The organism is Nocardioides mangrovicus (assembly GCF_003674065.1).
Lineage (GTDB): Bacteria > Actinomycetota > Actinomycetes > Propionibacteriales > Nocardioidaceae > Marmoricola > Marmoricola mangrovicus.
This window is the reverse complement of record NZ_RDBE01000008.1, coordinates 130,114-156,108: the sequence shown is the minus strand read 5'-3', so window position 1 is coordinate 156,108 and position 25,995 is coordinate 130,114. Positions and strand designations below refer to the sequence as shown.

24 protein-coding genes and 1 tRNA gene are annotated in these 25,995 nt (G+C 72.6%); 15 read left to right on the top strand and 10 right to left on the bottom strand.

All coding sequences use genetic code 11. The features are described from left to right. The first annotated feature begins 18 nt into the window (after nt 1–18). A complete protein-coding gene (locus D9V37_RS13505; protein ID WP_121806699.1) occupies nt 19–861 on the top strand; it encodes an NAD(P)-dependent oxidoreductase in 843 nt (280 codons plus the stop codon). 10 nt (nt 862–871) lie between these two features. Then, nucleotides 872–1,699: a TrmH family RNA methyltransferase gene (locus D9V37_RS13500; protein WP_121806698.1), complete on the top strand. Its 828-nt coding sequence runs from the start codon at nt 872–874 to the stop codon at nt 1,697–1,699. Nucleotides 1,700–1,907: 208 nt separating this feature from the next. On the opposite strand, the gene def is transcribed toward D9V37_RS13500, so the two are convergent. Then, the gene (gene def / locus D9V37_RS13495; protein ID WP_121806697.1) at nt 1,908–2,498 is read right to left on the bottom strand and encodes a peptide deformylase; all 591 of its coding nucleotides are present in this window, start codon (nt 2,496–2,498) and stop codon (nt 1,908–1,910) included. Between the two features lie 77 nt (nt 2,499–2,575). Between def and D9V37_RS13490 the strand changes: the two genes are divergently transcribed. The 3 genes from D9V37_RS13490 to D9V37_RS13480 all read left to right on the top strand — a co-directional run bounded on the left by D9V37_RS13490 (nt 2,576) and on the right by D9V37_RS13480 (nt 6,018). Further along, nucleotides 2,576–3,964, top strand: coding sequence for an acyl-CoA dehydrogenase family protein (locus D9V37_RS13490; RefSeq protein ID WP_121806780.1), 1,389 nt, complete (start codon nt 2,576–2,578; stop codon nt 3,962–3,964). Continuing rightward, nucleotides 3,964–5,181: an acyl-CoA dehydrogenase family protein gene (locus tag D9V37_RS13485; RefSeq protein WP_121806696.1), complete on the top strand. Its 1,218-nt coding sequence runs from the start codon at nt 3,964–3,966 to the stop codon at nt 5,179–5,181. Before D9V37_RS13490 ends, D9V37_RS13485 begins: the two co-directional genes overlap by 1 nt. Before the next feature lie 195 nt (nt 5,182–5,376). Then, the gene (locus D9V37_RS13480; protein ID WP_121806695.1) at nt 5,377–6,018 is read left to right on the top strand and encodes a hypothetical protein; all 642 of its coding nucleotides are present in this window, start codon (nt 5,377–5,379) and stop codon (nt 6,016–6,018) included. On the opposite strand, the gene D9V37_RS13475 is transcribed toward D9V37_RS13480, so the two are convergent. Both D9V37_RS13475 and galK read right to left on the bottom strand, forming a co-directional pair. Beyond that, the gene (locus D9V37_RS13475) at nt 6,015–7,421 is read right to left on the bottom strand and encodes a DEAD/DEAH box helicase (RefSeq protein ID WP_121806694.1); all 1,407 of its coding nucleotides are present in this window, start codon (nt 7,419–7,421) and stop codon (nt 6,015–6,017) included. The two genes, D9V37_RS13480 and D9V37_RS13475, sit on opposite strands and share 4 nt — an antisense overlap. A gap of 178 nt (nt 7,422–7,599) precedes the next feature. Continuing rightward, nucleotides 7,600–8,775, bottom strand: a complete 1,176-nt coding sequence (gene galK, locus D9V37_RS13470; RefSeq protein ID WP_121806693.1) for a galactokinase — start codon at nt 8,773–8,775, stop codon at nt 7,600–7,602. A gap of 24 nt (nt 8,776–8,799) precedes the next feature. On the opposite strand from galK, the gene D9V37_RS13465 reads away from it, so the two are divergent. From D9V37_RS13465 to D9V37_RS13450, 4 genes are all read left to right on the top strand, one after another. After that, complete coding sequence (locus tag D9V37_RS13465; RefSeq protein ID WP_121806692.1) at nt 8,800–10,236, top strand: GuaB1 family IMP dehydrogenase-related protein; 1,437 nt, start codon at nt 8,800–8,802, stop codon at nt 10,234–10,236. 152 nt (nt 10,237–10,388) lie between these two features. Beyond that, a tRNA-Leu gene (locus D9V37_RS13460) sits at nt 10,389–10,476 on the top strand. A 79-nt stretch (nt 10,477–10,555) separates the two neighbouring features. Continuing rightward, nucleotides 10,556–11,230 carry a type IV toxin-antitoxin system AbiEi family antitoxin domain-containing protein gene (locus D9V37_RS13455; protein ID WP_121806691.1) on the top strand — a complete coding sequence of 225 codons (675 nt, stop codon included), beginning with the start codon at nt 10,556–10,558 and terminating at the stop codon, nt 11,228–11,230. Nucleotides 11,231–11,247: 17 nt separating this feature from the next. Then, entirely contained in the window at nt 11,248–12,003 is a 756-nt protein-coding gene (locus D9V37_RS13450) for a hypothetical protein (protein WP_121806690.1), read from the top strand. Between the two features lie 16 nt (nt 12,004–12,019). On the opposite strand, the gene D9V37_RS13445 is transcribed toward D9V37_RS13450, so the two are convergent. The 3 genes from D9V37_RS13445 to D9V37_RS13435 form a co-directional block, all read right to left on the bottom strand. Continuing rightward, complete coding sequence (locus D9V37_RS13445; protein ID WP_147455945.1) at nt 12,020–14,443, bottom strand: bifunctional diguanylate cyclase/phosphodiesterase; 2,424 nt, start codon at nt 14,441–14,443, stop codon at nt 12,020–12,022. A gap of 145 nt (nt 14,444–14,588) precedes the next feature. Beyond that, on the bottom strand, nt 14,589–15,731 hold the full coding sequence (locus tag D9V37_RS13440) for a glycerophosphodiester phosphodiesterase (protein WP_147455944.1): 1,143 nt from the start codon (nt 15,729–15,731) through the stop codon (nt 14,589–14,591). Nucleotides 15,732–15,892: 161 nt separating this feature from the next. Further along, a complete protein-coding gene (locus tag D9V37_RS13435; protein ID WP_158604471.1) occupies nt 15,893–17,035 on the bottom strand; it encodes a glycerophosphodiester phosphodiesterase in 1,143 nt (380 codons plus the stop codon). A gap of 65 nt (nt 17,036–17,100) precedes the next feature. Between D9V37_RS13435 and D9V37_RS13430 the strand changes: the two genes are divergently transcribed. Further along, nucleotides 17,101–18,432, top strand: coding sequence for a M20/M25/M40 family metallo-hydrolase (locus tag D9V37_RS13430; RefSeq protein ID WP_121806686.1), 1,332 nt, complete (start codon nt 17,101–17,103; stop codon nt 18,430–18,432). 25 nt (nt 18,433–18,457) lie between these two features. On the opposite strand, the gene D9V37_RS13425 is transcribed toward D9V37_RS13430, so the two are convergent. Together D9V37_RS13425 and D9V37_RS13420 are read right to left on the bottom strand one after the other, a co-directional pair. Further along, entirely contained in the window at nt 18,458–18,679 is a 222-nt protein-coding gene (locus D9V37_RS13425) for a DUF5703 family protein (protein WP_121806685.1), read from the bottom strand. Nucleotides 18,680–18,697: 18 nt separating this feature from the next. Then, complete coding sequence (locus D9V37_RS13420) at nt 18,698–19,657, bottom strand: aldo/keto reductase (RefSeq protein WP_121806684.1); 960 nt, start codon at nt 19,655–19,657, stop codon at nt 18,698–18,700. Nucleotides 19,658–19,721: 64 nt separating this feature from the next. On the opposite strand from D9V37_RS13420, the gene D9V37_RS13415 reads away from it, so the two are divergent. Continuing rightward, nucleotides 19,722–20,549: an undecaprenyl-diphosphate phosphatase gene (locus D9V37_RS13415; protein ID WP_121806683.1), complete on the top strand. Its 828-nt coding sequence runs from the start codon at nt 19,722–19,724 to the stop codon at nt 20,547–20,549. Nucleotides 20,550–20,731: 182 nt separating this feature from the next. Here the strand turns inward: D9V37_RS13415 and corA are convergent, their stop codons facing one another. After that, on the bottom strand, nt 20,732–21,712 hold the full coding sequence (gene corA, locus D9V37_RS13410; RefSeq protein WP_121806682.1) for a magnesium/cobalt transporter CorA: 981 nt from the start codon (nt 21,710–21,712) through the stop codon (nt 20,732–20,734). An 18-nt stretch (nt 21,713–21,730) separates the two neighbouring features. On the opposite strand from corA, the gene D9V37_RS13405 reads away from it, so the two are divergent. Genes D9V37_RS13405 through mshC form a run of 4 tightly spaced genes read left to right on the top strand, consistent with a single transcriptional unit; the run spans nt 21,731 to nt 25,039 of the window. Continuing rightward, nucleotides 21,731–22,444 carry a histidine phosphatase family protein gene (locus D9V37_RS13405; RefSeq protein ID WP_121806681.1) on the top strand — a complete coding sequence of 238 codons (714 nt, stop codon included), beginning with the start codon at nt 21,731–21,733 and terminating at the stop codon, nt 22,442–22,444. A 9-nt stretch (nt 22,445–22,453) separates the two neighbouring features. Beyond that, the gene (locus D9V37_RS13400) at nt 22,454–23,026 is read left to right on the top strand and encodes a DUF3090 family protein (protein ID WP_121806680.1); all 573 of its coding nucleotides are present in this window, start codon (nt 22,454–22,456) and stop codon (nt 23,024–23,026) included. Next, nucleotides 23,023–23,814: an SCO1664 family protein gene (locus tag D9V37_RS13395; RefSeq protein WP_121806679.1), complete on the top strand. Its 792-nt coding sequence runs from the start codon at nt 23,023–23,025 to the stop codon at nt 23,812–23,814. The genes D9V37_RS13400 and D9V37_RS13395 overlap by 4 nt, the downstream gene beginning before the upstream one ends. Before the next feature lie 13 nt (nt 23,815–23,827). Further along, nucleotides 23,828–25,039 (top strand): cysteine--1-D-myo-inosityl 2-amino-2-deoxy-alpha-D-glucopyranoside ligase, encoded by a 1,212-nt coding sequence (mshC, locus tag D9V37_RS13390; protein WP_121806678.1) that lies wholly within the window; start codon nt 23,828–23,830, stop codon nt 25,037–25,039. A gap of 25 nt (nt 25,040–25,064) precedes the next feature. Here the strand turns inward: mshC and D9V37_RS13385 are convergent, their stop codons facing one another. Next, on the bottom strand, nt 25,065–25,913 hold the full coding sequence (locus D9V37_RS13385; protein ID WP_121806677.1) for a PAC2 family protein: 849 nt from the start codon (nt 25,911–25,913) through the stop codon (nt 25,065–25,067). Nucleotides 25,914–25,995 lie beyond the last annotated feature (82 nt).

Below are 25,995 nucleotides of genomic sequence, written 5' to 3'. Positions count from 1 at the left end.
CGTGACAGGCTGGCGCTCATGCGCGTAGCCGTCATCGGAACCGGGATCATGGGCGTCGGCATGGCCGGCTCGCTGGCGCGGGAGGGTCACGACGTCGTGGTGTGGAACCGCAGCCGCGACAAGGCCGAGGCCACCGGGCTCGAGGTCGCCGAGAGCGTCGGCGACGCCGTCACGGGCGCGGACGCCGTCGTGACCATCCTCTTCGACGCCGACGCGGTGCTCGCCCAGACCGCCGACATCGCCGGCGCGCTGGGTGAGGGCGCCGTGTGGCTGCAGGCGAGCACGGTCGGACCCGCGGGCATGGGACGCATCGCCGAGGCCGCCGGCGCCGCACGGGGCCGGCTGCTCGACGCCCCGGTGCTGGGCACCCGCAAGCCGGCGCAGGAGGGCGCGCTGACGGTGCTGGTCTCCGGGGCCGAGGCGGCCCGCGACCAGGCGGGGCCGGTGCTCGCGGCCATCGGTGCCCGCACCGTCGTGGCCGGCGACGAGATCGGCGCGGCCAGCGCGCTCAAGCTGGCCTGCAACTCCTGGGTGGGCCTCATCACCGCCGGCACGGCGCAGGCGCTCGCGCTCGCGCAGGCCCAAGGTGTCGAGCCCGGGCTCTTCCTGGAGGCCATCGAGGGCGGGGCGGTCGACTCCACCTATGCCCACGTCAAGGGCGGCGCGATGTTGAAGGAGTCCTACGACGACGTGTCCTTCCAGGTCGACGGCGTCCGCAAGGACACCCGGTTGATGATCGACGCCGCCCGCGAGGCCGGCATGGCCACGCCGCTGCTGGAGGCCGTCGTCGGGCTCTTCGACGTCGCCTCCGAGCGCGGGCACGGCGGCGAGGACATGGCCGCGGTCCGCGCCGCGTTCTAGGCGCACGGCGGTGGCCCGGCTGGTCGAGGTCGACGACGCCGCCGACCCGCGGCTCGCCGACTACCGCGACCTGCGCGACGTCGGTCTTCGCCGGAGCCTGGAGGCCGAGCACGGGCTGTTCCTCGCGGAGGGGGAGAAGGTGGTGCGGCGCGCCGTCGAGGCCGGCTACCCGCCCCGGTCCTTCCTCATGGCGCCACGCTGGCTCGATGGGCTCGCCGACGTCCTGGCCACCAGTGACGCACCCTGCTTCGTCGTGAGCGAGTCGCTGGCCGAGGAGGTCACCGGCTTCCACGTGCACCGCGGCGCGCTGGCCTCCCTGCGGCGGCTGCCGCTGCCCGCCCTCGACGAGGTGCTGCGCGAGGCCAGGACCGTCGTCGTCTTGGAGGACCTGGTCGACCACACCAACGTCGGCGCGGTCGTCCGCAACGCCGCGGCCCTCGGGGTGGACGCCGTGCTGCTGGCTCCGCGCTGCGCCGACCCGCTGTACCGGCGGGCGGTCAAGGTGGCGATGGGAGCGGTCTTCGCGATGCCCTGGACCCGGCTGAGCGACTGGTACGACGCACTGCCGTCGCTCTCCGCGCGCGGGTTCACCACCGTGGCACTGAGCCTGGCCGAGGACAGCGAGGACCTCGAGGCGGCCGTGGCCGGCGTCGACCGGCTCGCGCTGGTGCTCGGTGGTGAGGGGCACGGCCTCTCCGAGCGCTGGACGGACACGGCCGACCGGCGGGCACGGATCGCGATGTCGCGCGGGGTCGAGGTCGGCGTCGACTCGCTCAACGCGGCTGCGGCCGCCGCCGTCGCCTGCTACGTCGCCCGGGCGCGCTCAGCCGGCGCATAGGTCTAGATGTCCGTCCGTCGATGTGCGCCCGGAAACCCGGACATAGGCCGACACGAGCGCCCATCCGCCCCACCCGTGCGTGAAGGTTTTCACAAAGGCCGGCCGAGCAGTGTGGAGAGGGGTGCCCGAGCGCTAGTTTCAGCCTCGAGCACACGGGGGTCGCCGGGCGCTCCAGCTGGGGGGTGGAGCGCCCGGCGCGCGCTCGTCGTCAGGCCGTCGGCGACGCCGGCCAGTCCGGGGGGTAGTCCTCGGCCGCCGCCTCCATCTCCTTGCGCAGCCGCTTCATGCTGCGGGCGTTGAGCCGATCGCCGAACACGACGCCGCGGGTGTGGTCGGTCTCGTGCTGCAGGCAGCGGGCGAGCAGCCCGTCGCCGCTGTAGCCGACCGGCCGGCCGTCGAGGTCCTGGCCGGTGACGCTCGCGGTGTCGGGGCGCGCGCACGGCACGAACGCCCCCGGGAAGGACAAGCAGCCCTCGTCTCCGTCGTCGAGGCGGCGGTCCTTGCCCTCGGGCAGCGCGAGGGTGGGGTTGCACACCACGCCGCGCTGCCAGGCGCCGGCGTCGTCGTGGCAGTCGAAGACGAAGACGGCGAGGTCGACCCCGATCTGGCAGGCGGCCAGGCCGACGCCCTCGGCGGCGTACATCGTCGCCGCCATGTCGGCCACGAGCGCGCGCAGCTCCTCGTCGAACGCGGTGACCGGGCGGGCCGGGCGGTGCATCACGTCCTCGCCCCACCGGGTCATCGGTCGGACCGAGCCACCGGCGGGGAGCTCGACGGGCCAGTCCTCGGGTGCAGCCATGGGCAGCACGGTAGATGAGAGCGGCACCACGCCCGGCAGGTGTGGCGCAGTGTGTAACTCACAGTTACATTGTGGCCATGAGCCTTCTGGACGCCGCCCGGACCCAGGCGCAGCAGCTGTTCTCACCCGGCGGGCGCGACGGCCTGTCCTCGGCCGAGCGCCGCGACCCGATGGGGTTGCTGGTCTACGGCCTCAACCGGCTGGCGCAGACCGATCTGCTCGACCGCGTCGGGCTGCGCAAGCAGACCGAGGACGGCGTCTTCAAGATCACCAGCGCCGGCTTCAAGACGATCGGCGCCACCAGTCGCGCCTTCACCCGCACCGGGTCGTCGAAGAAGCAGGGCACGCGCTCCGCCGCGACCCGGGCCCGCGGCGTCTTCGACCTCACGCCGACCGACGACGAGCAGATGCTGGTCGACGTCGTGACCGAGTTCGCCGAGGAGGTCGTGCGTCCGGCCGCGACCGGCGCCGACGACGCGTGCGCGGCTCCCGCTGAGCTGCTCGCAGCGACTCTGGAGATCGGCCTTCCCATCCTCGGGGTGCCGGAGTCGCTGGGCGGCATCGCCGAGGAGCGCACCGCCATGGCCGGCACCCTGGTCCACGAAGCACTGGCCCACGGCGACATGGGGCTCGCGGTCGCCGCGCTCGCGCCCGGTGCGGTGGCCACGGCCCTCTCGCTGTGGGGCACCGAGGAGCAGCAGCAGACCTACCTGCCCGCCTTCACCGGCCAGAGCGTGCCGGCCGCGGCCCTGGCCCTCAATGAGCCGACCGTGCTCTTCGACCCCGCAAGGCCGGCCACGGTGGCCACCCGCACCGACGACGGTTTCGTGCTCGACGGGGTGAAGTCGATGGTGCCGCGCGGCCCCGACGCCGAGCTCTTCGTCGTCGGCGCTTCGTTGGACGGCGTGCCGGCGCTGTTCGTGGTGGAGTCCACGACGCCGGGCATCGTCATCGAGTCCGAGCCGTCGATGGGGCTGCGGGCCGCCTCGCTCTCGCGCCTGCGCCTGGACCGGGTCGAGGTGGGCGAGATCGCGCTGCTGGGCCGGGTCGACGGGTCGACCCACGCCGAGGCCGTCCGGCTCTCCCGGCTGGCCTGGTGCGCGTTGGCCGTGGGCACCGGCCAGGCGGTGCTCGACTACGTGACGCCCTACGTCAAGGAGCGCGAGGCGTTCGGCGAGCCCATCGCCCATCGCCAGTCGGTGGCGTTCATGGTCGCCAACATCGCCATCGAGCTGCAGGCGATGCGGCTGGTCACCTACAAGGCCGCCGGCCGGGTCGCGCAGGGCCAGGACGCCGGCCGCGAGATCGCCCTCGCGCGGCAGCTGTGCGCCACCAAGGGCATGCAGATCGGCCTCGACGGCGTGCAGCTGCTCGGCGGCCACGGATTCGTCAAGGAGCACCCGGTGGAGCGGTGGTACCGCGACCTCCGGGCCATCGGACTCACGGAAGGCGGGGTGATGGTCTGATGATCAACCTCGAGGCACCGAAGAAGTTCCAGCCCCTCATCGGCCAGGCCCACCAGGTCGCGATGAACATGCTGCGGCCGGTGAGCCGCAAGTACGACGAGGCCGAGCACGAGTACCCCAAGGAGCTCGACATGCTCGCCGCGATGATCGACGGGCTCTCCGACTCCGGGCAGAGCCAGGGCGCGGGGGCATCCGGCGTCGGCACCGCCTCGCAGGCGAAGGCCGACGACGGCAGCACCCGCAACGGCACCAACCTGGCGTCGGTTCTCTCGATCATGGAGATGTGCTGGGGCGACGTCGGCCTCCTGCTGTCGATGCCGCGCCAGGGACTGGGCAACTCCGCGATCTCCTCGGTGGCCAACGACGAGCAGCTCGAGCGGTTCGAGGGCGTGTGGGCCGGCATGGCCATCACCGAGCCCGAGGTCGGCTCGGACTCCGCGCGCATCCGCACCACCGCCCGCCAGGACGGCGACGAGTACGTCATCAACGGCGAGAAGATCTACGTCACCTCCGGCGACCGGGCCGACCACATCGTGGTGTGGGCGACCCTGGACAAGGAGCAGGGCCGCGCCGCGATCAAGTCGTTCGTGGTGCCCAAGGGCACTCCCGGCATGGTCGTCGAGCGGCTCGAGCACAAGCTCGGCATCCGCGCCTCCGACACCGCCGCGATCACCTTCACCGACTGCCGGGTGCCGGCCGAGAACCTGCTGGGCTCGCCCGACATCGACACGAAGCAGGGCTTCGCCGGCGCCATGGCCACCTTCGACAACACCCGGCCGCTCGTGGCCGCGATGGCCGTCGGCTGCGCGAGGGCGTCGCTGGACCTGACCCGCGACCTGCTCGCGGAGGCCGGCGTCAAGGTGGACCACGACGCCCCGGCGCTCACCCAGAGCGCCGCCGCCGCACGATTCTTGCAGATGGAGGCCGACTGGGAGGGCGCTTACCTGCTCACCCTGCAGGCCGCCTGGATGGCCGACAACAAGGAGCCCAACTCCCTGCAGGCCTCCATGGCCAAGGCCAAGGCGGGCCGGGTGGGCTCCGACATCACCCTGGGCTGCGTCGAGCTGTGCGGCTCGCTGGGCTACTCCGAGCACGACCTGCTGGAAAAGTGGGCCCGCGACTCCAAGATCCTCGACATCTTCGAGGGCACCCAGCAGATCCAGCAGCTCATCGTCGCTCGCCGGATCCTGGGGCTCTCCAGCGCCGAGCTGAAGTAGCCGGACCCTGCGCCGACCGCGCCCTTGCGAAGGTGGGCGCGTCGGTTTCGGGGCGGATCGGCCTGCCGGGTGCGCACGTGTGTGGTGCGCACCAAAGTCCCGCACTTGCGAACCTTTCGTAGCGACATTTCGGGCACCCCACCCGGAAACCTTCGCAAGTGTGGAGTTTTGGTGCCGGCGGGGCACAGTGCCCCCATGAGGCCCAAGCTCTACTCCGACCTGCCGGTGCGCTTCGCCGCCCAGCTGGTGTGCGACGTCGCCCTGGTGCTGTGGATCTGGCTCTGGGTCTCCCTGGCGCACACCGTCCACGACGCGACGCTGGGCCTGGCCAAGCCGGGTCGGGAGGTGCACGCCTCCGCCACTGGCTTGGCCGAGAAGCTGCGCGACGCCGGGAAGACCGTCGGCAAGCTGCCCTACGTCGGCGACAAGGCCGCCTCGCCCTTCGAGGGCGCCGGGGGACAGGCCGACAAGCTCGCGGCCGCCGGCACCTCGCAGGTGCACGCGGTGCAGGACCTCGCGCACTGGCTGGGGTTGGCCATCGCCGTCATCCCGATCGCGATCGCCCTCGCCTACTACCTGCCTTCGAGGATCAGATTCGCGGTGCGAGCCACGGCCGGTCGCCGGCTCGTCGACTCCGGGGCCGATCTGGACCTCTTCGCGCTGCGAGCACTGGCCAACCAGCCGCTGCACCGCCTGGCCAGGATCGACGACGACCCGGCACGGGCCTGGCGGGCGAGCGACCCCGAGGTCGTGCGCCGGCTGGCCGCGCTGGAGCTGGCCGACTGCGGGCTGAAGGTGCCGAGCCTGAAAGTGCCGGGCTCGACGGTGCCGGGCTAGCGACCGCGACGCGAGCCGGAGAACGCCGCCGCGCTGTGGGGCCGGCCCGAGCTCGAGGCGGACCCCGACCCGCGACGCTGCCCGCCGCCGCCACCGCTGCGGCGCGGCTGGCCGCCGCCACCGCCACTGCCACCACGGCGCTGAGCGCCGCCACCGCCACCGGAGCGCCGACGACCGCCCTGGCCGCGGCCCTGCGCCTGCGGGGCCGGGGCGGCCTTCGCGAGCGTGGCCGGGTCGGCGAAGACGCGCTCGCCGGGGGCGATCTCGTTCAGCAGGGCGTGGCCGGTGCCGACCTTGGTCACGGTGGGCTGGATGCCGGCCTTCCGGGTGAGGTCGCGGACGTCGCGCACCTGGGCGTCGAGCATCAGCGTCACCACCGTGCCGGCGCTGCCCGCGCGGGCGGTGCGACCGGAGCGGTGCAGGTAGGCCTTGTGCTCGACCGGCGGGTCGGCGTGGACCACCAGCGTGACGTCGTCGACGTGGATGCCGCGGGCCGCGATGTCGGTGGCCACCAGCGTCGTGGCCGCGCCGGAGGAGAAGGCGTCGAGGTTGCGGGTGCGCGCGTTCTGCGACAGGTTGCCGTGGAGCTCGACCGCGGCGACGCCCTTGGCGGCGAGCTGGCGGCTGAGGTTCTTGGCGCCGTGCTTGGTGCGGGTGAAGACCAGGGTGCGGCCGGGCGCGGCGGCGAGGTCGACCAGCACCGGGAGGCGCGCGTCCTTGCTGACGTGCAGCACGTGGTGGGTCATCGTGGCCACCGGTGACTGCGCCGAGTCGATGCTGTGCGTGACCGGGTTGCGCATGAACCGCTTGACCAGCACGTCCACACCGCCGTCGAGCGTGGCCGAGAACAGCAGCCGCTGACCCTCGCGCGGAGTGGCGTCCAGCAGCCGGCGGACGCCGGGCAGGAAGCCGAGGTCGGCCATGTGGTCGGCCTCGTCGAGCACCGTCACCTCGACCGCGCCGAGGTCGGCGTGCCGCTCACGGACGTGGTCCTCGAGGCGGCCGGGGCAGGCGACGACGATGTCGACGCCGCGCCGCAGGGCGCTGATCTGGCCGCCGGGACGCACGCCGCCGAAGACGGTGACGGTGCGCAGGCCGAGCGCCTTGGCCAACGGCGCGATGGCGGCGTCGATCTGGGTGACCAGCTCGCGCGTGGGGGCGAGGATCAGGCCGCGGGGCCGGCCGGCCTGGGGCTTGCGGTTGCTGGCCGCCAACCGGGCGAGCAGCGGCAGCACGAAGGCGTAGGTCTTGCCCGAGCCGGTGCGGCCGCGGCCGAGCACGTCGCGGCCGGCGAGGGAGTCGGGGAGCGTGGCGCTCTGGATGGGGAAGGGCTCGGTGATGCCCTGCTGGGCGAGGGCGTCGGCGAGGGCCTCGGGCAGCCCGAGGTCGAGGAAGGTAGGCATAGAAGTGCAACTCCGAAAAGCTGAGAGGGCGTCCTGCCCGGCGCGAGCAGAAGGCTCGCGGCGCGTGGTCGTGGAGCGACGCAGATCAGTAGAAAAGCGTGGGGCCCGCGGCAGAACTGATCGGGGCCGTTGGCGCCAGCGTACCGGGAGTAGGTCGGAACCGACGAATCAGGGCAGGTCAGAGGCGTCGCGCGGGGCCCGACGCCGTGGCCACCAGGTGGTGCGGGCGACGCCAGCCGCGCGAGGCGTAGTGCGCGTCGATGCGCGAGCTCACGTCGTCGGCCCGCTCGGTCGGCACCAGCCAGATCGCGGACCCGCCGAACCCGCCGCCGGTCATCCGCGCACCCAGGGCGCCGTGGCGGGCAGCCACCTCCACCACCGCGTCGAGCTCGGGCACGGAGATCTCGAAGTCCTCGCGCATCGAGTCGTGGGAGCCCAGCATGAGCCGGCCGACCTCCTCCCAGTCGTCGGCGCGCAGGGCGGAGGCGGTCAGCCGCACCCGCTCGATCTCGGTGACGACGTGCCGTGCCCGGGCCTGCACCCGCTCGTCGGCCAGGTCGTCGAGCTGCTCGAGGGTGGCCTCGCGCAGGCTCGGCAGGCCGAGCTGGGTGGCGGCCTGCTCGCAGTCGGCGCGTCGCGAGGCGTACCCGCCGTCGTTGAGGGAGTGGTGCACCCGGGTGTCGGTGACCAGCAGCCGAAGCCCGGCCGCCTCGGGGTCGAACGGCACCTGCTCGGTGCGCCAGGAGCGGCAGTCCAGCAACAGAGCGTGCGCCTGCTCGGCCAGGACGGCGATCGTCTGGTCCATGCCGCCGGTGGCGGCGCCGGCGACCTCGTTCTCGGCGCGGATGCCGGCCTCGGCCAGCGTGCGGCGCAGCGCGGGGGAGTCCGCAGCGTCGAGCGTCTCCAGCACCGCGAGCCCGGTGCTGCACTCCAGCGCGGCCGAGCTCGACAGACCCGCCCCGGCGGGCACGCAGCCCGCCACCGCGACGTCGACGCCCGGCGAGCGGTGCCCGGCTTCGCCGAGCGCCCACACCACGCCCGCGACGTAGGCGGCCCATCCCTCGGCGGTGGCCAGGTCGGCCGCGCCGCCCTCCCAGTCCTCACCCGAGCCGGCGGTGGTCAGCCGCACCTGGCCGTCCGACGTCGCGGAGGCGGCGGCGTAGGTGGCGTGCGGGAGCGCGATCGGCAGGCACAGCCCGTCGTTGTAGTCGGTGTGCTCGCCGATCAGGTTCACCCGCCCCGGTGCCAGCGTGACCACCTCGGCCTCGCTGCCGAACCGCTCCCGGAACAGCCGGCGGGCCTTGGCCGCGCCCTCGTCGGCGGTCCACGGTTCCAGCAGCGGCGCGGTCGACACGGGTCAGAACAATAGGCTGAACCCATGCGCTTCCTCGACGACGTCCACCCCGCCTGGGACCTGACGTACGACGACGTGTTCATGGTGCCGCGCCGCTCGGCGGTCGCCTCGCGCTACGACGTCGACCTGAGCACCACCGACGGCACCGGCACGACCATCCCGCTCGTCGTGGCCAACATGACGGCGATCTCGGGTCGCCGGATGGCCGAGACCGTGGCCCGGCGGGGCGGCCTCAGCGTCATTCCGCAGGACATCCCGCTCGACGTCGTCGCCGAGGTGACCGCCTGGGTCAAGCAGCGGCACCCGGTGTTCGAGACGCCGATCACGCTCGGCCCCGACGCCACCGTGAGCGAGGCACTCGCGCTGCTGCCCAAGCGGGCCCACAGGGCGCTGGTGGTGGTCGCCGGCGGCCGGCCCGTCGGCGTGGTCACCGACGCCGACTGCAGCGGCGTCGACCGGTTCAGCCAGCTGCGCGACGTGATGACCTCCGACATCGTCACCGTCTCCGAGGACCTGGAGCCGCGGGCCGCGTTCGACGTCCTGGCCGGCACCCGTCACCGGCTGGCGCCCGTGGTGGCCTCCGACGGGCGACTGGTCGGGGTCATGACGCGCACCGGCGCTCTGCGCTCCACGATCTACCCGCCGGCGCTCGACGACTCCGGCCGGCTGCGGGTGGCCGCCGCCATCGGCGTCAACGGCGACGTGGCGCTGAAGGCCAAGACCCTGGTCGAGGCCGGCGCGGACTGCCTGGTCGTCGACACCGCCCACGGCCATCAGGAGCGCATGATCGAGGCGCTCACCGCGGTCCGGGCCGCAGCGCCCGACGTGCCCGTGGCCGCCGGCAACGTCGTGGCCGCCGAGGGCGTCCGCGACCTGGTCGACGCCGGCGCCGACATCATCAAGGTCGGTGTCGGCCCCGGCGCGATGTGCACCACGCGGATGATGACCGGCGTCGGCCGGCCGCAGTTCTCCGCCGTCCTGGAATGCGCCCGCGAGGCCGCCTCGACCGGGCGCCACGTGTGGGCCGACGGGGGAGTGCGCCACCCCCGCGACGTCGCCCTCGCCCTGGCCGCCGGCGCCTCCCAGGTGATGGTGGGCTCCTGGTTCGCCGGCACCTACGAGTCGCCCGGCGACCTGCGCACCGACGCCGACGGCCGCCAGTACAAGGAGAGCTTCGGCATGGCCTCGGCCCGCGCCGTGGCCAACCGCACCTCGGCCGACACCGCCTTCGACCGCGCCCGCAAGGGCCTCTACGAGGAGGGCATCTCCTCCTCGCGGATGTACCTCGACCCGGCCCGCCCCGGCGTCGAGGACCTCATCGACCTGATCTGCTCCGGCGTCCGCTCGGCCTGCACCTACGCCGGCGCCACCACGCTGGCCGAGCTCGCCGACCGCGCCGTCGTGGGCGTCCAGTCGGCCTCCGGCTACTCCGAGGGCAAGCCGCTGCCGGCGGGCTGGTGACGTCTCCGCGACCCGCCGGCCGGCCCCGGCCAGCGGTACGTGGGACCGGGTTCCCCGTCGGCGTTCCCGGTCTGACGCACCGCGCCCCGGCCCGACCGATGCGTGGAACCACGCGTCCCTTTGCTATCGTTACCGCGCTTTGCAGCACACTCGTCCGGGTGGCGGAATAGGCAGACGCGCTAGCTTGAGGTGCTAGTCCCCGTATAGGGGGTGGGGGTTCAAGTCCCCCCTCGGACACCAGCTTGAACCGTTGGATCGCGACCAGCACGTCGGCCGACATCGCTTGACGGATCATGTTCCATTTGGAACGCTGTCTGTCATGACTGGTGGCGACCTCATCTCCACCACCGACGCGGCCGCCGAGCTCGGCGTCACCCGGCAGCAGGTCAACCGGCTCGTCGTGCAGGGCGAGCTGACCAGGATCGGCCGGGGGCTGCTGGACCGCACCTCGTTCGAGCGCTACGTCGCCGTCCAGGTCGGGCGGCGGACCCGGGCGTGGGACCAGCGCACGGCGTGGGCCGCGATCACGCTGCTCGAGGGCGGACCCGTGGACTGGATCGGTCCGACGCAGCTGTCCCGGCTGCGATCCGCACTCCGGACGACGAGCGCTACCGAGGTGGTGGCGCGCTCGCGCAACCGGGCGAGGGTGGCGAGCTACGCGGGTCACCGGTCGGTGGTGGCGCGCGTCCAGGATCGGCTCGTCGGCAGCGACAGCGCGGCGATCGGCCTGGCGGCGGCCGAGGCCGGGCGCGTCGCCGACGGCTACACCGACGGCGACGGCGAGCGTGCGCTGGTCGCGCAGTACGGCCTGGTGGCCGACCCCGGCGGCGCCGTCACGATCCGCACCGTCTGCGACCTCGACCTCGCGCAGGTCGAGAGGCTCATCGGCGGCTCGCGCGTGGTGGCCGCGCTCGACGCGGCGGCGTCACTGGACGCGCGGATGAGCGGGGTGGCGGTCCGCGCGCTCGAGGAATCGTTGGCGAGCTTTCGTTGAGCCGCACGCGGCGCAGGATGGAGATCGCGACGCCGGCCGGTGGGTGGCCGGCGCCGTGGCCGCACGTCGCCGAGCTGGCGGCCACGATCGATCGCGAGGCGTGGACGCTCGTCGGTGGGCTCATGGTGCAGCTGCACTCGATCCACCGGGGTCTGGGTGTGGTGCGGCCGACCAACGACGTCGACGTGGTGGTGCACGTCGAGACGGGCCGGGGTCGGCCCGCCGCTGTGGCGACCGCGCTCGAGTCCCTCGGGTACCGGATGCTGTCGAGGGTCGACCCGCGCGACAACACCGCCCACCGGTTCGTGCGTCCCGGGGGAGTCGCGGTCGACCTCGTCGCCGAGGCGGACACCGTGGAGGTGTTGATGGCCGACCATCCGGCTCCGCGCGTGATCGAGACCATGCGCGGTCGCGACATGGTCCGGATCAGCGGTGGCACGCAGGCCCTGCGCCGCACCGTCGACGCCGTCCTGCGCATCCGGGCCGAGGACCCGACCACGGTGTCGGTCCCCGGCCCGTTCGGTGCGGTGATCTTGAAGGCTGCCGCCTGGGCGAGCGACAGCCGGGACCCGCGACGTCATCTCCAGGACGCGGCCGTGCTGCTGGCCTGCATCGAGGACCCGATCGGCGAGCGTGAGGCGATGAGCGGGTCGGACCACCGTCGCCTGCGGCACCTCGACGCCGCGTTGCGCGCCGACCGGCGATCGTGGTCCGTGCTGCCCGACGACGCCCGCACCGATGCGGAGGCGGCACTTCGGATCCTCACCGGTTGAGCGTGGCCGCCGCCTCTCAGCCCTTGACCGCGAACCGTCCGTAGGACGCGTGGCGCGACAGCAGGTCGCGCACCTCCTCGGCCGGCACGGCGCGGGAGAACAGGAAGCCCTGCACCCGGGCGCACCCGAGCTCCTCGAGGACCTCGCGCTGGGCGTCGGTCTCGACTCCCTCGGCGATCACGTCGAGCTCGAAGGCGTCGGCGAGCTGCAAGATGGCCTGGACGACGGCGCGGTGGCGTCCGTCCTCGGTGAGGGGGACGACGAAGCTGCGGTCGATCTTGACCACGTCGAAGGGGTAGGAGCCCAGCCGCGCGAGCGAGGAGTGGCCCGTGCCGAAGTCGTCGAGGGAGAGGTGCAGGCCGCGGGCGTGGATGTCGAGCAGCGTCTCGGAGACGTCGACGCCGCTCTGCCCCAGCGCAGTCTCGGTGACCTCCAGGCAGATCGCCTGGGGCGGCAGGCCGAAGCGGTCCAGCACCGCGGTGATCTGCTCGGCCAGGTCGACCTCGGCGAGCTGGCGCGGTGAGAGGTTCACGCTGACGATCGGCACCTCCTCGGCCCCGATCTCGGCGCGCCAGGCCGCGATGTCGGCGCAGACCCGGGTGAGCACCCAGGCGCCGAGCTTGCCGATCAGGCCGCTCTCCTCGGCCAGCGGGATGAACTCGGCCGGTGAGATCGGCCCCAGGTTGTGGTGCTCCCAGCGGGCGAGGGCCTCGAAGCCGTCGATGTGTCCGGTCTCGAGGCTGACCACCGGCTGGTAGGCCACGCTGAGCTCGCCGGCGTCGATGGCCTGGCCCAGGTCCTCCTTGAGGTTGAGCCGGGCGATGGCGGCGTCGTGCATGTCCGGGGTGTAGACGCGGGTGGTGTCGCCGCCGGCACGCTTCGCGGTGTACATGGCCAGGTCGGCGTTGCGGATCAGGTCGCGCGGGGTGGCGACGCCGTCGGAGAGCGTGACGCCGATGCTCACCCGGATCGTCAGCTGCCGGCTGCCGGCGTCGACCGGCGGCTCGAGGGTCGCGACCAGCGCCTCGACGAGGTCGCCGGCCTCGCTGCGGCCCTCGGGGCAGGGCAGCCACAGCGCGAACTCGTCGCCGCCCAGGCGGGCCGCCATGCCGGGGTCGGCCGCGGTGCCGCCGCGACGGCCGACCTCCTCCAGGCACTGGGCGACGCGCTCGGCCACCGCCACGAGCATGGCGTCGCCGGCGAAGTGGCCCAGGCCGTCGTTGATGGTCTTGAAGTCGTCGACGTCGATGAGTAGGAGCGCGTAGCCGGGCGCCACGGCCTCCTCGTCGGCCGGGACGAGCTCCGCCAGTCGCTGCATGAACCGGTGCCGGTTCGGCAGCGAGGTCAAGGCGTCGGTGTGGGCCTGGTGGCGCAGGTCGTGCTCGAGCCGGCGCAGCGAGGTGACGTCGCGGAAGCTCCACACCCGACCGACCGGCCGGCCCTCGAGCATCTGCGGCTGGGAGAACGCCTCGACGATGCGCCCGTCGTGGAAGTGCAGCTCGTCGACGCTGGAACGGTCGGGGTGGGTGAGCAGGTCCTTGAGCCGAGACTTGAAGGCGGTGGGCTCGTGCAGCCGGTCCAGGACGTCCATCGCCACGTCGTAGGCGGTGCCGGTCTCGGCGGTCGAGTCGCCGACCCGGATCAGGTCGCGGAACCGCTGGTTGGTGCTGACCACCGCGCCGTCGTTGTCGACCACCAAGATGCCGTCGACGGTCGACTCGACCGTGGCCAGCTGCAAGCTGTAGGCCCGAGCCTGGTCCGCGGCCTGGCGCGACTGGGTGACGGCGAGCGCCGCGAGCCGCTGCGCCCAGGCCCCGGTGTCGGGGGAGAGGACCGCGGGGCCGACGACGGTCAGGTCGCCGTAGCGGTCAGGATCGGGACCATAGGTCAGCACGTGCAGCGGCTTGTCGGCCGAGGCGAGACGCGACCCGGCCAGGAAGGTGCGGGGCGGTTCGTGGAGCCCGACGCTCACGGCGTCGGCGCCGCAGACGCGTACCAGCGCCTCGGCCAGCGCCTGCAGGACCGCCTCCAGCGGTTCGGCGCGTGCGATGCGCTCGAGGAGGTCGGCATGCTCGACGATGCGCAGCTCGGCCAGCTTGCGATCGGTGATGTCGAACAGCAGGCCGTGTTGCAGCGGGCCCAGCTCGGGGTCGTCGAGCAGTGTGGTCTCGTCGAGCACCCAGACGACCCGACCGTCCTTGGCCATCAGCCGGTACTCCGAGACGAAGCGACCGTAGGGCTGCGAGGTGTGCTCGGCCTCCTCGGCCAGCACCCGCTCGAGGTCGTCGGGGTGCAGGCGCGAGGCCCACAGGTCGGGGTCGTGGAGCAGCTCCTCGGCGGTGTAGCCGAAGATGCTCTCCACCTGGGGGCTGACCGAGAGCCACGCGCCGTGCGGACCGCTCTGGGCGGTGTAGACGACGACGGGCGCATGCGTCGGCACGGTCCGGTCCGTCAGGACCTCCCACGCGCGCACGGATGGCACCCGAGCCTCCTCGATGGACAGCTAAGCCCGTTATGTCGCATATAGAGCCTAGATGGCCGGAGGCTCCTGCGTGGTGAATCTCGGGACAAGACGGGTGGTGTCGTTACCGAAACGTCGCCAGGGCCGTTGACGGCAGGTCGGTGATGACGGCGTCCGCGCCCGCGTCGGCCGCCGCGGCGAGCTGGGCGGCGGTGTCCAGTGTCCACACGTTCACCGCCAGCCCGCCGGCGTGCAGCAGGGCGATCTGCGACGCCGTCGCGTAGCGGCTCTCCAAGGTGATCGAGCCGGCCCAGGTGTAGTACCGGGGGGCGGTCATGCGCTTTTGCATGATCGGGCTGACGTTGAGGCCCGGGTGGGCGATGGCGAAGCTCTTCAGCCCGTCGACGTCGAAGCTCTCGATGGCGGCGCGACCCGAGCGCGAGGAGTCGATGCCGGCAGCGTTCATCGCGTCGAGCATCTTCTGGTAGAGGTCCGGTTGACCGGAACCCGGATCCTTGGCCTCGACCAGCAGCCGGGTGCCGGGGTTCTGCTGCAGCAGCGCGAGCAGGTCGGAGAGCTGCGGAACCGGCTGCGACGCGCCCGGCCCGACGTCGACCTGGACCTGCTGGATCTGGTCCCAGCGCAGCTGCCAGACCGGGGTGTTGGCGATGCCGTAGGCCTCGGCGTTCGTGGTACGCGCCAGGGTCGAGTCGTGCATGAGGATCAGGTGACCGTCGCTGGTCTCGTGGACGTCCGTCTCGACGGTGGGGGCCCCGACCGCGATCGCGTGCGTGAAGGCGGCCATGGTGTTCTCCGGCGCCTCCGCCCCGCCGCCGCGGTGGGCCATCACCACCGGCACCCGTGTCGGTACCACCTTGACGCTGCCGTAGACCTGGCGCAGCTTCACGTGCCGGTGCTTGCTGATCCGGTAGCGCGCCATCGCGAGCCGGACCGTGTAGCTGCCGGTGGCCGGCAGCGCGAAGCGGATCCGGGCCTTCCCGCGCTTGGTCTCCCGCTCCTTGGCGGCCAGGTGCCACGCGCCGCCCGTGCTCGGCCGGTAGTAGACCTTGAGCAGCCGGTGCCGGCGGATCGGCCGCTCGACCACCCGCAGACCCGCCGCCTGCCCGCGCACCATCGTGTGCGGGAAGGTCACCGAGAGCTTGTGCTTGCGCTCCGACGCACCGCTGTCGGCCTGTGCCGGCACCGTGGCGAGGCCGGCGAGCAGCAGCGCGCCGACGAACCCGGCCAGCAACGGACGCAACGACACAGCAGGACCCCCGAGAGTGTGGACGCGTACCGGCGGCGACGCCGCCTACCGGTGTGACGTGTCAGGCGTGAGGTGACCATTGTGCAGGACGGGGCCAGCGAGACGACCGCCCCACCCCAGCCTCGGCGTCGGCCGGTGGTGCTCAGCGGTCCTCATTGGTCTCAGCGATACATCGCCAGCGCGGCCGCGGGAGCGTCGGTGATGATGCCGTCGGCGCCGGCATCGGCGTACGCGGCCAGCCCCGGCAGGGTCTCCACCAGCCACACCTCGACCCGCAGCCCGGCGGCGTGGATCGCCGCGATCTGCGCAGCGCTGGCCCACGGCGTCTGCAGCGTGATCGACACGGCCCAGGAGTAGGTGCGCGGGTCGGTCACGTCCTGCTGCAGGATCGGGCTCACCGCCACCGCGGGATGAGCCGCCGCGAAGGTCTGCAGGTGGTTGACGTCGAAGCTCTGGATCACCGCACGACCGCTGCGCGAGGTGTCGATCCCCGCAGCCGTCAGCTGCGCCAGCATCGTCTCCATCAGGTTCGGCTGCTGGGTCGTGTCCTTCGCCTCGATCAGCAGCCGGGTGGCCGGGTGCTGCTGCAGCAGGGTGAGCAGGTCGGAGAGCCGAGGAACCGGCTGCGCCGGTCCGGGCCCGACGTCGACGCTCACCTGGGCGACCTCCGAGTACGGCACCTGCCAGATCGGCTTGTCGGCCTCGCCGGGGGCCAGGACCTGCTCGGCGTCGGTCGCGCGGCGCAGCGTGGGGTCGTGCATGACGACGAGGGTGCCGTCGCTGGTCTGGTGGATGTCGGTCTCGAGCACCTGGGCACCGTCGGCGATGGCGCGGCTGAAGGCGGCCATGGTGTTCTCCGGCGCCTCGAACGCCCCGCCGCGGTGCGCGATGACAGCCGGGGCGACGACCGGCACGGCCTTCACGGTGTCGTAGACCTTGCGTGCCCTGACGGTGCGCTGGCCCTGGCGGTAGCGGGCCAGGTCGACCCGGACGAGGTAGCTGCCGGTGGCGGGGAGCGCGAACCGGATGCGGGCCTTGCCACGCTTGGTCTCACGCGCCGTGGCCGCCAGTCGCCAGGTGCCTCCGCCGCTCGGCCGGTAGGACACCCGGAGCAGCCGGTGACGTCGGGCCGTACTCTCCCGCACGCGCACGGCAGCCGACTTCCCTCGCACCATCGTGTGCGGGAAGGCCACCGCGAGGCGTGGGCGGTGGGCCTGGGCGGAGTCGGCTGCCTGGGCGGGGGCGACGGCTCCGAGCGCCGGCAGCAGGCCCACCGCGACGGCGAGCAGCAGTCGTAGCCGCACCCTGGCCCCCAGCCGTGTCGAGACGCCCTGATGACGTCGCGGCGACATTGTGCAGGATGGGGAGCATGGATGCGCAGCCGTCGAACTCCAGCGAGTCCCGCGAGGCCTACGACCCGGCCGCCGAGGTGGTCGAGATCTGCCGCGACCTGATCCGCATCGACACCACCAACTACGGCGACCAGCCCGGTCCCGGCGAGCGCAAGGCGGCTGAGCACGTGGCCACGCTCCTCGACGAGGTCGGCATCGAGGCCGAGATCTGGGAGGGCGAGCCGGGCCGCGCGAACGTCATCGCCCGGTGGGGAGGCTCCTCGGGCGACCCGCTGCTGATCCACGGGCACCTCGACGTGGTGCCGGCCGACGCCGACGACTGGCGGGTTCACCCGTTCTCCGGCGAGATCCAGGACGGCATGGTCTGGGGTCGCGGCGCGGTCGACATGAAGGACTTCGACGCGATGCTGCTCTCGGTGGTCCGGGCGCGGGCCCGCGCCGGCGTCGTGCCGGACCGTGCGCTCCAGCTGGTGTTCACCGCCGACGAGGAGGCCGGTGGGAACCGCGGCGCCGGTCCGTTGGTGGAGCAGCGGCGGGAGGTCTTCGAGGGGGTCCGCGACGCTGTCGGCGAGGTGGGTGGTTTCAGCACTACCGTCCGGGGCCGCCGGCTGTACCTGATCGAGGCCGCGGAGAAGGGGATGGCCTGGATGCGGATGACCGCCACCGGCAACGCCGGCCACGGCTCGATGGTCCATCCCGACAACGCGGTCACCCGGCTGTCCGCGGCCGTGGCCCGCATCGGCCAGCACGAGTGGCCGGTGCGGCTCACGCCGACGATGCAGGTGCTCCTCGCGGCGGTGGCCGAGCTGTCGGGCACGGAGGCGACGCCGGAGAACGCCGAGTCGCTGATCGAGGAGTTCGGCCCGGCCAGCCGGATGCTGGGCGCCGTCATCAAGAACACCGTCAACCCGACGATGCTCGAGGCCGGGTACAAGGTGAACGTCGTGCCCGGCACCGCGACCGCCCACCTCGACGGTCGGTTCCTGCCCGGCTACGAGGACGAGTTCCTCGACACCCTCGCCGAGCTGGCCGGTCCGCACGTCAGCATCGAGCACCTGACCAAGATGGGCGGCCTGGAGACGCCCTACGAGGGCGACCTGGCCGAGGCCATGACCGCCTCGATCCTGGCCGAGGACCCCGAGGCCGTCGTCGCGCCCTACCTGATGAGCGGCGGCACCGACGCCAAGCACTGGGAGAAGCTCGGCATCCGCGGGTTCGGGTTCGCGCCCCTACGGCTGCCGGCCGACCTGGACTTCACCGGGCTCTTCCACGGCGTCGACGAGCGGGTGCCGGTCGACGCGCTGGAGTTCGGGGCCCGGGTCTTCGACCGGTTCCTCGACGCCGTCTAGCCGACCAGGACTCGAACCGGGGGCGCTAGACGAAGAGCATCGTCTGCCGCTGCCGGATGATCTTGCGCCGCAGCACGACGCGGCGGGTGCCGTCGTGGGCGATCCGCAGCCGGGCCAGCTCCCAGCCGCCCTGCTCCGCACGCTGCACGAGCAGCCGGGTCACGAACGAGCGCGACTCGTCTCGGCTGATCAGCAGCTTGTCGAACTCATACTCCACCCCGGGCCGGGGTGCGTGCGGCTTGCTCATACCGACCTCCAACGCCGGTCAGGGCCTCTGTTCTTCCGACGAGACGTCGTCCAGCGCCGCGGCCAGCTCGGGCGGCAGCTCCAGCTCGTCGGTCGCCAGCGACGTTGCCAGCTGGGTGGTGGTGCGGGCGCCGACGATCGCCGAGCTGACCCCGGGCCGGTCGCGCACCCAGGCCAGCGCCACCTGCAGCGGCGACCAGCCCAACCCGTCCGCAGCGCGGGCGACGGCCTCGACGACGGTGCGGTTGCGCTCGGTCAGCAGCGGGTCGACGAAGCCCGACATCGCGGCATCGGCGCCGCGGGAGTCCGAGGGGGTCCCGGAGCGGTACTTGCCGGTCAAAATTCCCCGACCCAGCGGCGACCAGGCCAGGACGCCCAGCCCGAGCGCCGCGGCGGCGGGCAGCACCTCGCGCTCGACGCGGCGCTCGATGAGGGAGTACTCGACCTGGGTGGAGGCCAGTGGTGCCCGGCCGGGCACCGCTCGCTGCCAGGTGGCGGCCTGCGCGGTCTGCCAGCCGGTGTAGTTGCTGATGCCGACGTAGAGGGCGCGGCCCGAGGTGACCGCCTGGTCCAGTGCCGCCAGCGTCTCCTCCAGCGGGACGGCGTCGGACCACACGTGGGCCTGGAACAGGTCCACGTGGTCGACGCCGAGCCGCTGGAGCGAGGTGTCGAGGCAGGAGAGCAGGGTGCGGCGCGAGGTCTCGAAGTAGCGCTGCCCGCGACGGACGCCGACGCCGGCCTTGGTGGCCAAGACGACCTCGTCGCGCGCGACCGCCGAACCCAGCAGCGAGCCGAGGATCTCCTCGCTGGCGCCGTCGGAGTAGGTGAAGGCGGTGTCGACCAGGGACCCGCCGGCGTCGCAGAACGCGGTGAGCTGGTCGCGGGCCTCGTGCTCGTCGGTGCTGCGCCCCCACCCCATCGTGCCCAGCCCCAACCGGGAGACCGCGAGCCCGGTGCCCCCCAGTAGCCGCTGCTGCATGCGGAAAAACCTATCCGGCGGGCCGTTCAGCGGCCCAACAGGCACGCCGGATAGCGTCCTCGCCGTGAACTACCTGGACGCCGTGATCCTCGGCATCGTCGAGGGCCTGACCGAGTTCCTGCCCGTCTCGAGCACCGGTCACCTCACGATCGTGGAGAAGTGGCTGGGCCTGGACGTCGCCTCCTCCGACGTCACCGGCTTCACCGCGGTGATCCAGATGGGCGCGATCGTGGCGGTCATCTTGTACTTCGCCAAGGACATCTGGGCGATCGTCCGCGGGTGGGTGACCGGGCTGTTCAAGCCCGAGTACCGCGGCTCCTTCGACCACCGCATGGGCTGGTACGTCATCGTCGGCAGCATCCCGATCGGCATCGTCGGCCTCGCCGCCAAAGGCCTCGTCACCGGTCCGCTGCGCTCGCTGTGGGTGGTGGCCGGTGCGCTCATCGTCTGGAGCGCCGTGATGCTCTACGCCGAGCGCCGCGGCACCCAGGAGCGCCACGAGCAGCAGCTGACGATGCGCGACGCGCTCGTGGTCGGCCTGGTGCAATGCGTCGCGCTGGTGCCGGGCGTCTCGCGCTCCGGCGCGACCATCTCGACCGGCCTGCTGCGCGGCCTCGACCGGGTCGCGGCCACGCGGCTGAGCTTCTTCCTCTCCATCCCCGCCCTGGTGGCGGCCGGCCTCTTCGAGCTCAAGGACGCCCTCGGCGGCAGCATCGGCGTCGGCCAGACCGTCGTCGGCACGATCGTGAGCTTCGTGGTCGCCTACGCCGCGATCGCCTGGCTGCTGCGCTTCGTCGCCCACCACAGCATCGGGGCGTTCGTGCCGTACCGGATCGTGCTGGGCGTCGTGCTGCTCGGGCTGTTGGCCTCGGGGGTCATGAGCGCGACGTAGCGGCCGGGGTTTTGCCGGGTGCCCGGTGAATCTTGAGCCTGGTGTGACGTCTGGGATCCCCGCTGCACAACCGTCGCATCTCGGGCGGCGTCTGACTGAAACTCTTCGGATCGACTGAATCTGAGGCCGATTTCCCGGGGTTTTGCCGGGCACCCGGCAAAACCCCCGCCGCGAGGCGGCCCCTACAGCCACCCCGCCCGCTTCGAGACGAGATAGACCGTCAGCGAGCTGAGCATCATCAGCAACAGCGCGAACGGGTAGCCCAGCAGCCAGTGGAGCTCGGGCATGTGGTCGAAGTTCATGCCGTAGATGCCGGCCACGAGGGTGGGGGCGGCGACCAGGCCGACGGCGGCGGAGATGCGGCGCATGTCGTCGTTCTGCTGCAGCGAGAGCTGGGCGATGTGGGCGTCGAAGGCGGTCGACAGCAGGTTGTCGAGGGTGTCGATCGTCTCCGCCACCCGGGCGAGGTGGTCGGCCACGTCGCGGAAGTACGTCGCCGCCTCGGGGGCGATGCCCCGCACCGACTGGTTGGCGAAGCGCAGCATCGGGTCCTTGAGCGGGAGCACGGCCCGACGCATCTCGGCCAGCTCGCGCTTGAGCAGGTAGATGCGCCGGGAGTCGTTGGTGCGCTCCTCGGAGAAGACCGAGGCCTCCACCTCGTCGACGTCCTCGGTGAGGTCGGCGCCCACCTCCTCGTAGCGGTCGACGACCTGGTCGCAGATCGCGTAGACCACCGCCGAGGGGCCGTGCTTGAGCACCGACTCCATCTTCTCCAGCTCCATGCGCGCGTGGTGCAGGGCGTTGCCCTCCCCGTGCCGCACCGAGATGACGAAGTTGTGGCCCACGAACAGGTTGATCTCGCCGGTCTCGACGGCGTCGAACTCATCGACGTACCAGAGCGTCTTGAGCACCAGGAAGAGCGTGTCGTCGTAGCGCTCGAGCTTGGGGCGCTGGTGGGCCATGAAGGCGTCCTCGAGGGCCAGCGGGTGGATCCCGTAGACCTCCTCGATCTGCGAGAGCTCCTCCTCGGTCGGCTTGTGCAGCCCCACCCAGACGAAGTCGTTGTCGCCGTCGGCCTGCTCGCGGACGGCCTTGAGGTCGCCGGTGCCGCAGTCGAGCTCCACGCGTACGCCATCGCGGTAGAGGGCGTTGTCGACGATCACGCTGTCTAGGCTAATCGCGTGCCCACCGTCATCTTGGCCCGCCACGGCCGCACCACCGCCAACACCGGCGGGGTGCTGGCCGGTCGCAGCAAGGGCGTCCACCTCGATGAGCGCGGGGTCGAGCAGGCCACGGCTGCCGCGTCCCGGCTCGAGGGGCTGCCGCTGGCCGCCGTCGTCACCAGCCCGATGGAGCGGTGCCGCGAGACCGCGCGGCTGATGGTGCCGGGCACCCGGGCGGTGGGCGAGAAGCGGCTGACCGAGTGCGACTACGGCTCGTGGACCGGCCGCGCCCTCAAGGAGCTGGCCAAGGAGAAGCTGTGGCGCACCGTCCAGGCTCACCCGGCGGGAGTGGTGTTCCCCGACGGCGAGGCGATGGCCGACATGAGCCGTCGCGGTGTGGCGGCGGTCCGCGACTGGGACTCCCGGGTGGCGCAGCTGCACGGCCCCGACGCGGTCTGGCTGGCCGTCAGCCACGGTGACGTGATCAAGGCGATCCTCGCCGACGCGCTCGGGCTGCACCTGGACTCCTTCCAGCGCATCGTGGTCGACCCCGCCTCGTTCTCGGTCATCCGCTACACCGAGAGCCGGCCGTTCGTGGTGTGCCAGAACTCCCACGCCGGGTCGCTGACCCACCTCGCCCCGCCCGCCAAAGGACGCCGGCAGCGCCGCTCGGGTGCCGCTTCCGGCGACGCGGCGGTCGGCGGCGGCGCCGGCCCCTCAGCCACGGCATAGGGTCGGGACATGCCACCCGTTGTCCACCTCTACGACCCGCCGCAGCGCTTCGTCGTCGGCACGGTCGGGCAGCCCGGGCAGCGCACGTTCTTCGTCCAGGCCCGCGACGGTGTGCGCCTGACCAGCGTCGCCCTGGAGAAGCAGCAGGTGCAGATCCTGGCCCGCGAGACCGACGAGCTGCTCGACAAGCTCATCGAGGCCGGTGGCACCGCCGGGACCATCCCCGCCATCACCCCGGTCGACCTGGCCGACAGCGAGCCGCTCGACAGCCCGATCGAGGAGGAGTTCCGCGCCGGCACCATCACGCTGTCGTGGGACGCCGACGACGAGCGCGTCGTGATCGAGGTCTTCGCCATCACCGAGATGACCCCCGAGGCGGCCGCCGACCCCGAGGCGGCCGAGGTCGAGCCCGAGGAGATGCTGCTCGTACGCATGTCGCCGGCCCAGGCGCGCGCCTTCTGCTCGCGCGCCGAGAGCGTCGTGGAGGCCGGCCGCGAGTCGTGCCCCTTCTGCGGCGGCCCGATCGACCCCGGCGGTCACCTCTGCCCGCGCGCCAACGGCTTCCGGCGCACGTCTGCGTGAACGACCCACGGCTGCTCGACGGCGAGCTCGTCGTGCTCGGGCGCATCATGCCCGCCTCGAACCAGACCTTCTTCGGCGAGCTGGTCCTCGACGAGCGGGAGGAGGGCGACCGCACCCGGGTCGTGTACAAGCCCAGCGCGGGGGAGCGGCCGCTGTGGGACTTCCCCGACGGCACGCTGGCCAACCGCGAGTACGCTGCCTGGCTGGTCTCCGACGACCTGGGCTGGGACGTCGTGCCGCCGACCGTGCTCCGCGACGGGCCGGCCGGCTGGGGGATGGTCCAGCTGTGGTGCGAGCCCGACGAGAACGTCTCGGCGGTCGACCTGGTGCCCGAGGGCGCCGTCCCGCGCGGCTTCCTCCACGTGCTGGACGCCTACGACGGCGATGACCGCCCGGTCAGCCTCGTGCACGAGGACTCGGCCGCGCTGCGGCGGATGGCCGTCTTCGACGCCATCGTCAACAACACCGACCGCAAGGGCGGTCACGTGCTCGCGATGACCGACGGTCACCGCTACGGCGTCGACCACGGCATCTGCTTCCACGTCGAGGACAAGCTGCGCACCGTGCTGTGGGGGTTCGCCGGCGGACCGCTGGCCGAGGAGGAGCTGACGGCGCTCGAGGCGCTCACCGCCTCGCTCCGGTCGGGCCGGCTCGCCGAGGAGCTCCCCACGCTGCTCACCGCCCGCGAGGTCGACCGCACCCTGGCCCGCGCCGACCGGCTGCTCCGCTTCGGTTGCCTGCCGGTCTCGCACGGAGGGTGGCCCAGCATTCCGTGGCCACCCTTCTAAGTAGGCTGCGCACGTGCGTGCCTGGACCTCCGTCGCCGTCCCGGCGCTGCCCGTCGTCGGACCCGCGGTACAGGTGTTCGACACCGCGGCCGGCGACGTCGTGGCCACCACGCCGACCGACGCGGCCCGCATGTACGTCTGCGGCATCACGCCCTACGACGCCACGCACCTCGGCCACGCGGCCACCTACGTCGCCTTCGACCTGCTCAACCGCGCCTGGCGCTCGGCCGGCCACGCGGTGCACTACGTGCAGAACGTCACCGACGTCGACGACCCGCTGCTCGAGCGGGCCGAGGCCACCGGCGAGGACTGGGTGGCGCTGGCGGAGCGGGAGACCGATCTCTTCCGCACCGACATGGAGGCGCTGCGGGTGCTCGCGCCCGACGCCTACGTCGGCGCCGTCGAGGCCATCCCGCTGATCATCCCCATGATCGAGCAGCTGCAGGCCGCCGGCGCGGTCTACGACGTCGAGGGCGACCTGTACTTCTCGGTCTCCGCCGACCCGCGCTTCGGCTCGGAGTCGCGCTGGACCCGCGAGCAGATGATGGCGGTCTTCGCCGAACGCGGGGGAGACCCCGACCGCCGGGGCAAGAAAGACCCGCTGGACTGCCTGCTCTGGCAGCTGCAGCGCCCCGGCGAGCCCGGCTGGGAGTCGCCGTTCGGGCGCGGCCGCCCCGGCTGGCACGTCGAGTGCAGCGCCATCGCCCGCCACCACCTCGGGGCTCCGCTCGACGTCCAGGGCGGCGGCAGCGACCTGGTGTTCCCCCACCACGAGATGAGCGCCTCGCAGTCGCAGGTGGCGCAGCCGCAGGTGCCGTTCGCCCACCACTACGTCCACAGCGGCATGGTGGCCCTCGACGGCGAGAAGATGTCGAAGTCCAAGGGCAACCTCGAGCTGGTGTCGCGGCTGCGCGAGCAGGGCGCGGACCCGATGGCCGTGCGCCTCGCCCTCATGCGCCACCACTACCGCAGCGACTGGGAGTGGACGCCGCAGCAGCTGGCCGACGCCACCACCACGCTCGCCACCCTCCGTGCCGCCGTCGCCCGCCCGGCCGCCCCCGCGGACCAGGTGGTCACCGAGGTGCTGGCCGCGCTCGCCGACGACCTCGACGCCCCCCGGGCCCTGGGCGCGCTGGAGGCTTGGGCCGCCACCCCCGGCGACGACCGCGGTGCCGGTGACGTCGTGCGTGTCCTGGCCGACGCCGCGCTGGGGCTGGCGCTGTAGCTCGTCGGGCGAGCCTGAGTGGCGCCTACTCGCCCTTGTCCCGCCGCTTGAGGTACCGCTCGAACTCCCGGGCGATGGCTTCCCCGCTGGCCTCCGGGAGCTCCGCGGTGTCCTGGTTCTGCTCGAGCATCCGGACGTACTCGGCCACGTCCTCGTCCTCCTCGGCGAGCTCGGCGACGCCGCGCTCCCAGGCGCGGGCGTCCTCGGCCAGGTCGCCGAACGGGATCTTGAGGTCCAGCAGGTCCTCCACCTGCTCCAGCAGCGCCAGCGTCGCCTTGGGGCAGGGCGGCTGCGGCAGGTAGTGCGGCACGGCGGCCCAGAAGGAGACCGCGGGGATGTCGAGGCGGCCGCAGGCGTCGAGCAGCACGCCGACGATGCCGGTGGGGCCCTCGTAGGTCGACGGCTCCAGCTTGAGGCGGTCCTCCAGGTTGGCCTCGGTGGCGGTGCCGCTGACCTGGATCGGGCGGGTGTGGGGCATCTCGGCCAGCAGCGCGCCCAGGGTGACGACGAGCGTCGCGCCGAGGTCGTCCAGGGTCGCCAGCACCTCGGCGGTGAACTGGCGCCAGCGCATGCTCGGCTCCAGGCCGCGGACCAAGATGACGTCGCGGTGGCCGTTGGGAGGGTGCGCGACCAGGATCTGCGTGCCCGGCCAGGTCAGGGTGCGCATGCCCTGCTCGTCGGAGCCGACGAGCGGCCGGTTGACCTGGTAGTCGTAGAAGTCCTCGGGGTCGACGGCCGCGACCACGCGTGCGTTCCAGGCCTCGGTGAGGTGGGCGATGACGCCGCTGGCCGACTCGGCGGCGTCGTTCCAGCCCTCGAAGGCCGCGATCACCACCGGGTCGCGCAGCGGGGGGACGCCCTCGAGCTCGATCATGCCGAGGCCTCAGGGGCCCCCGTGGTCAGGCCGGGGGAGACGGAGCGGCCGAGAGGAACGCCGTGGCGTGGGGTCACCAGAT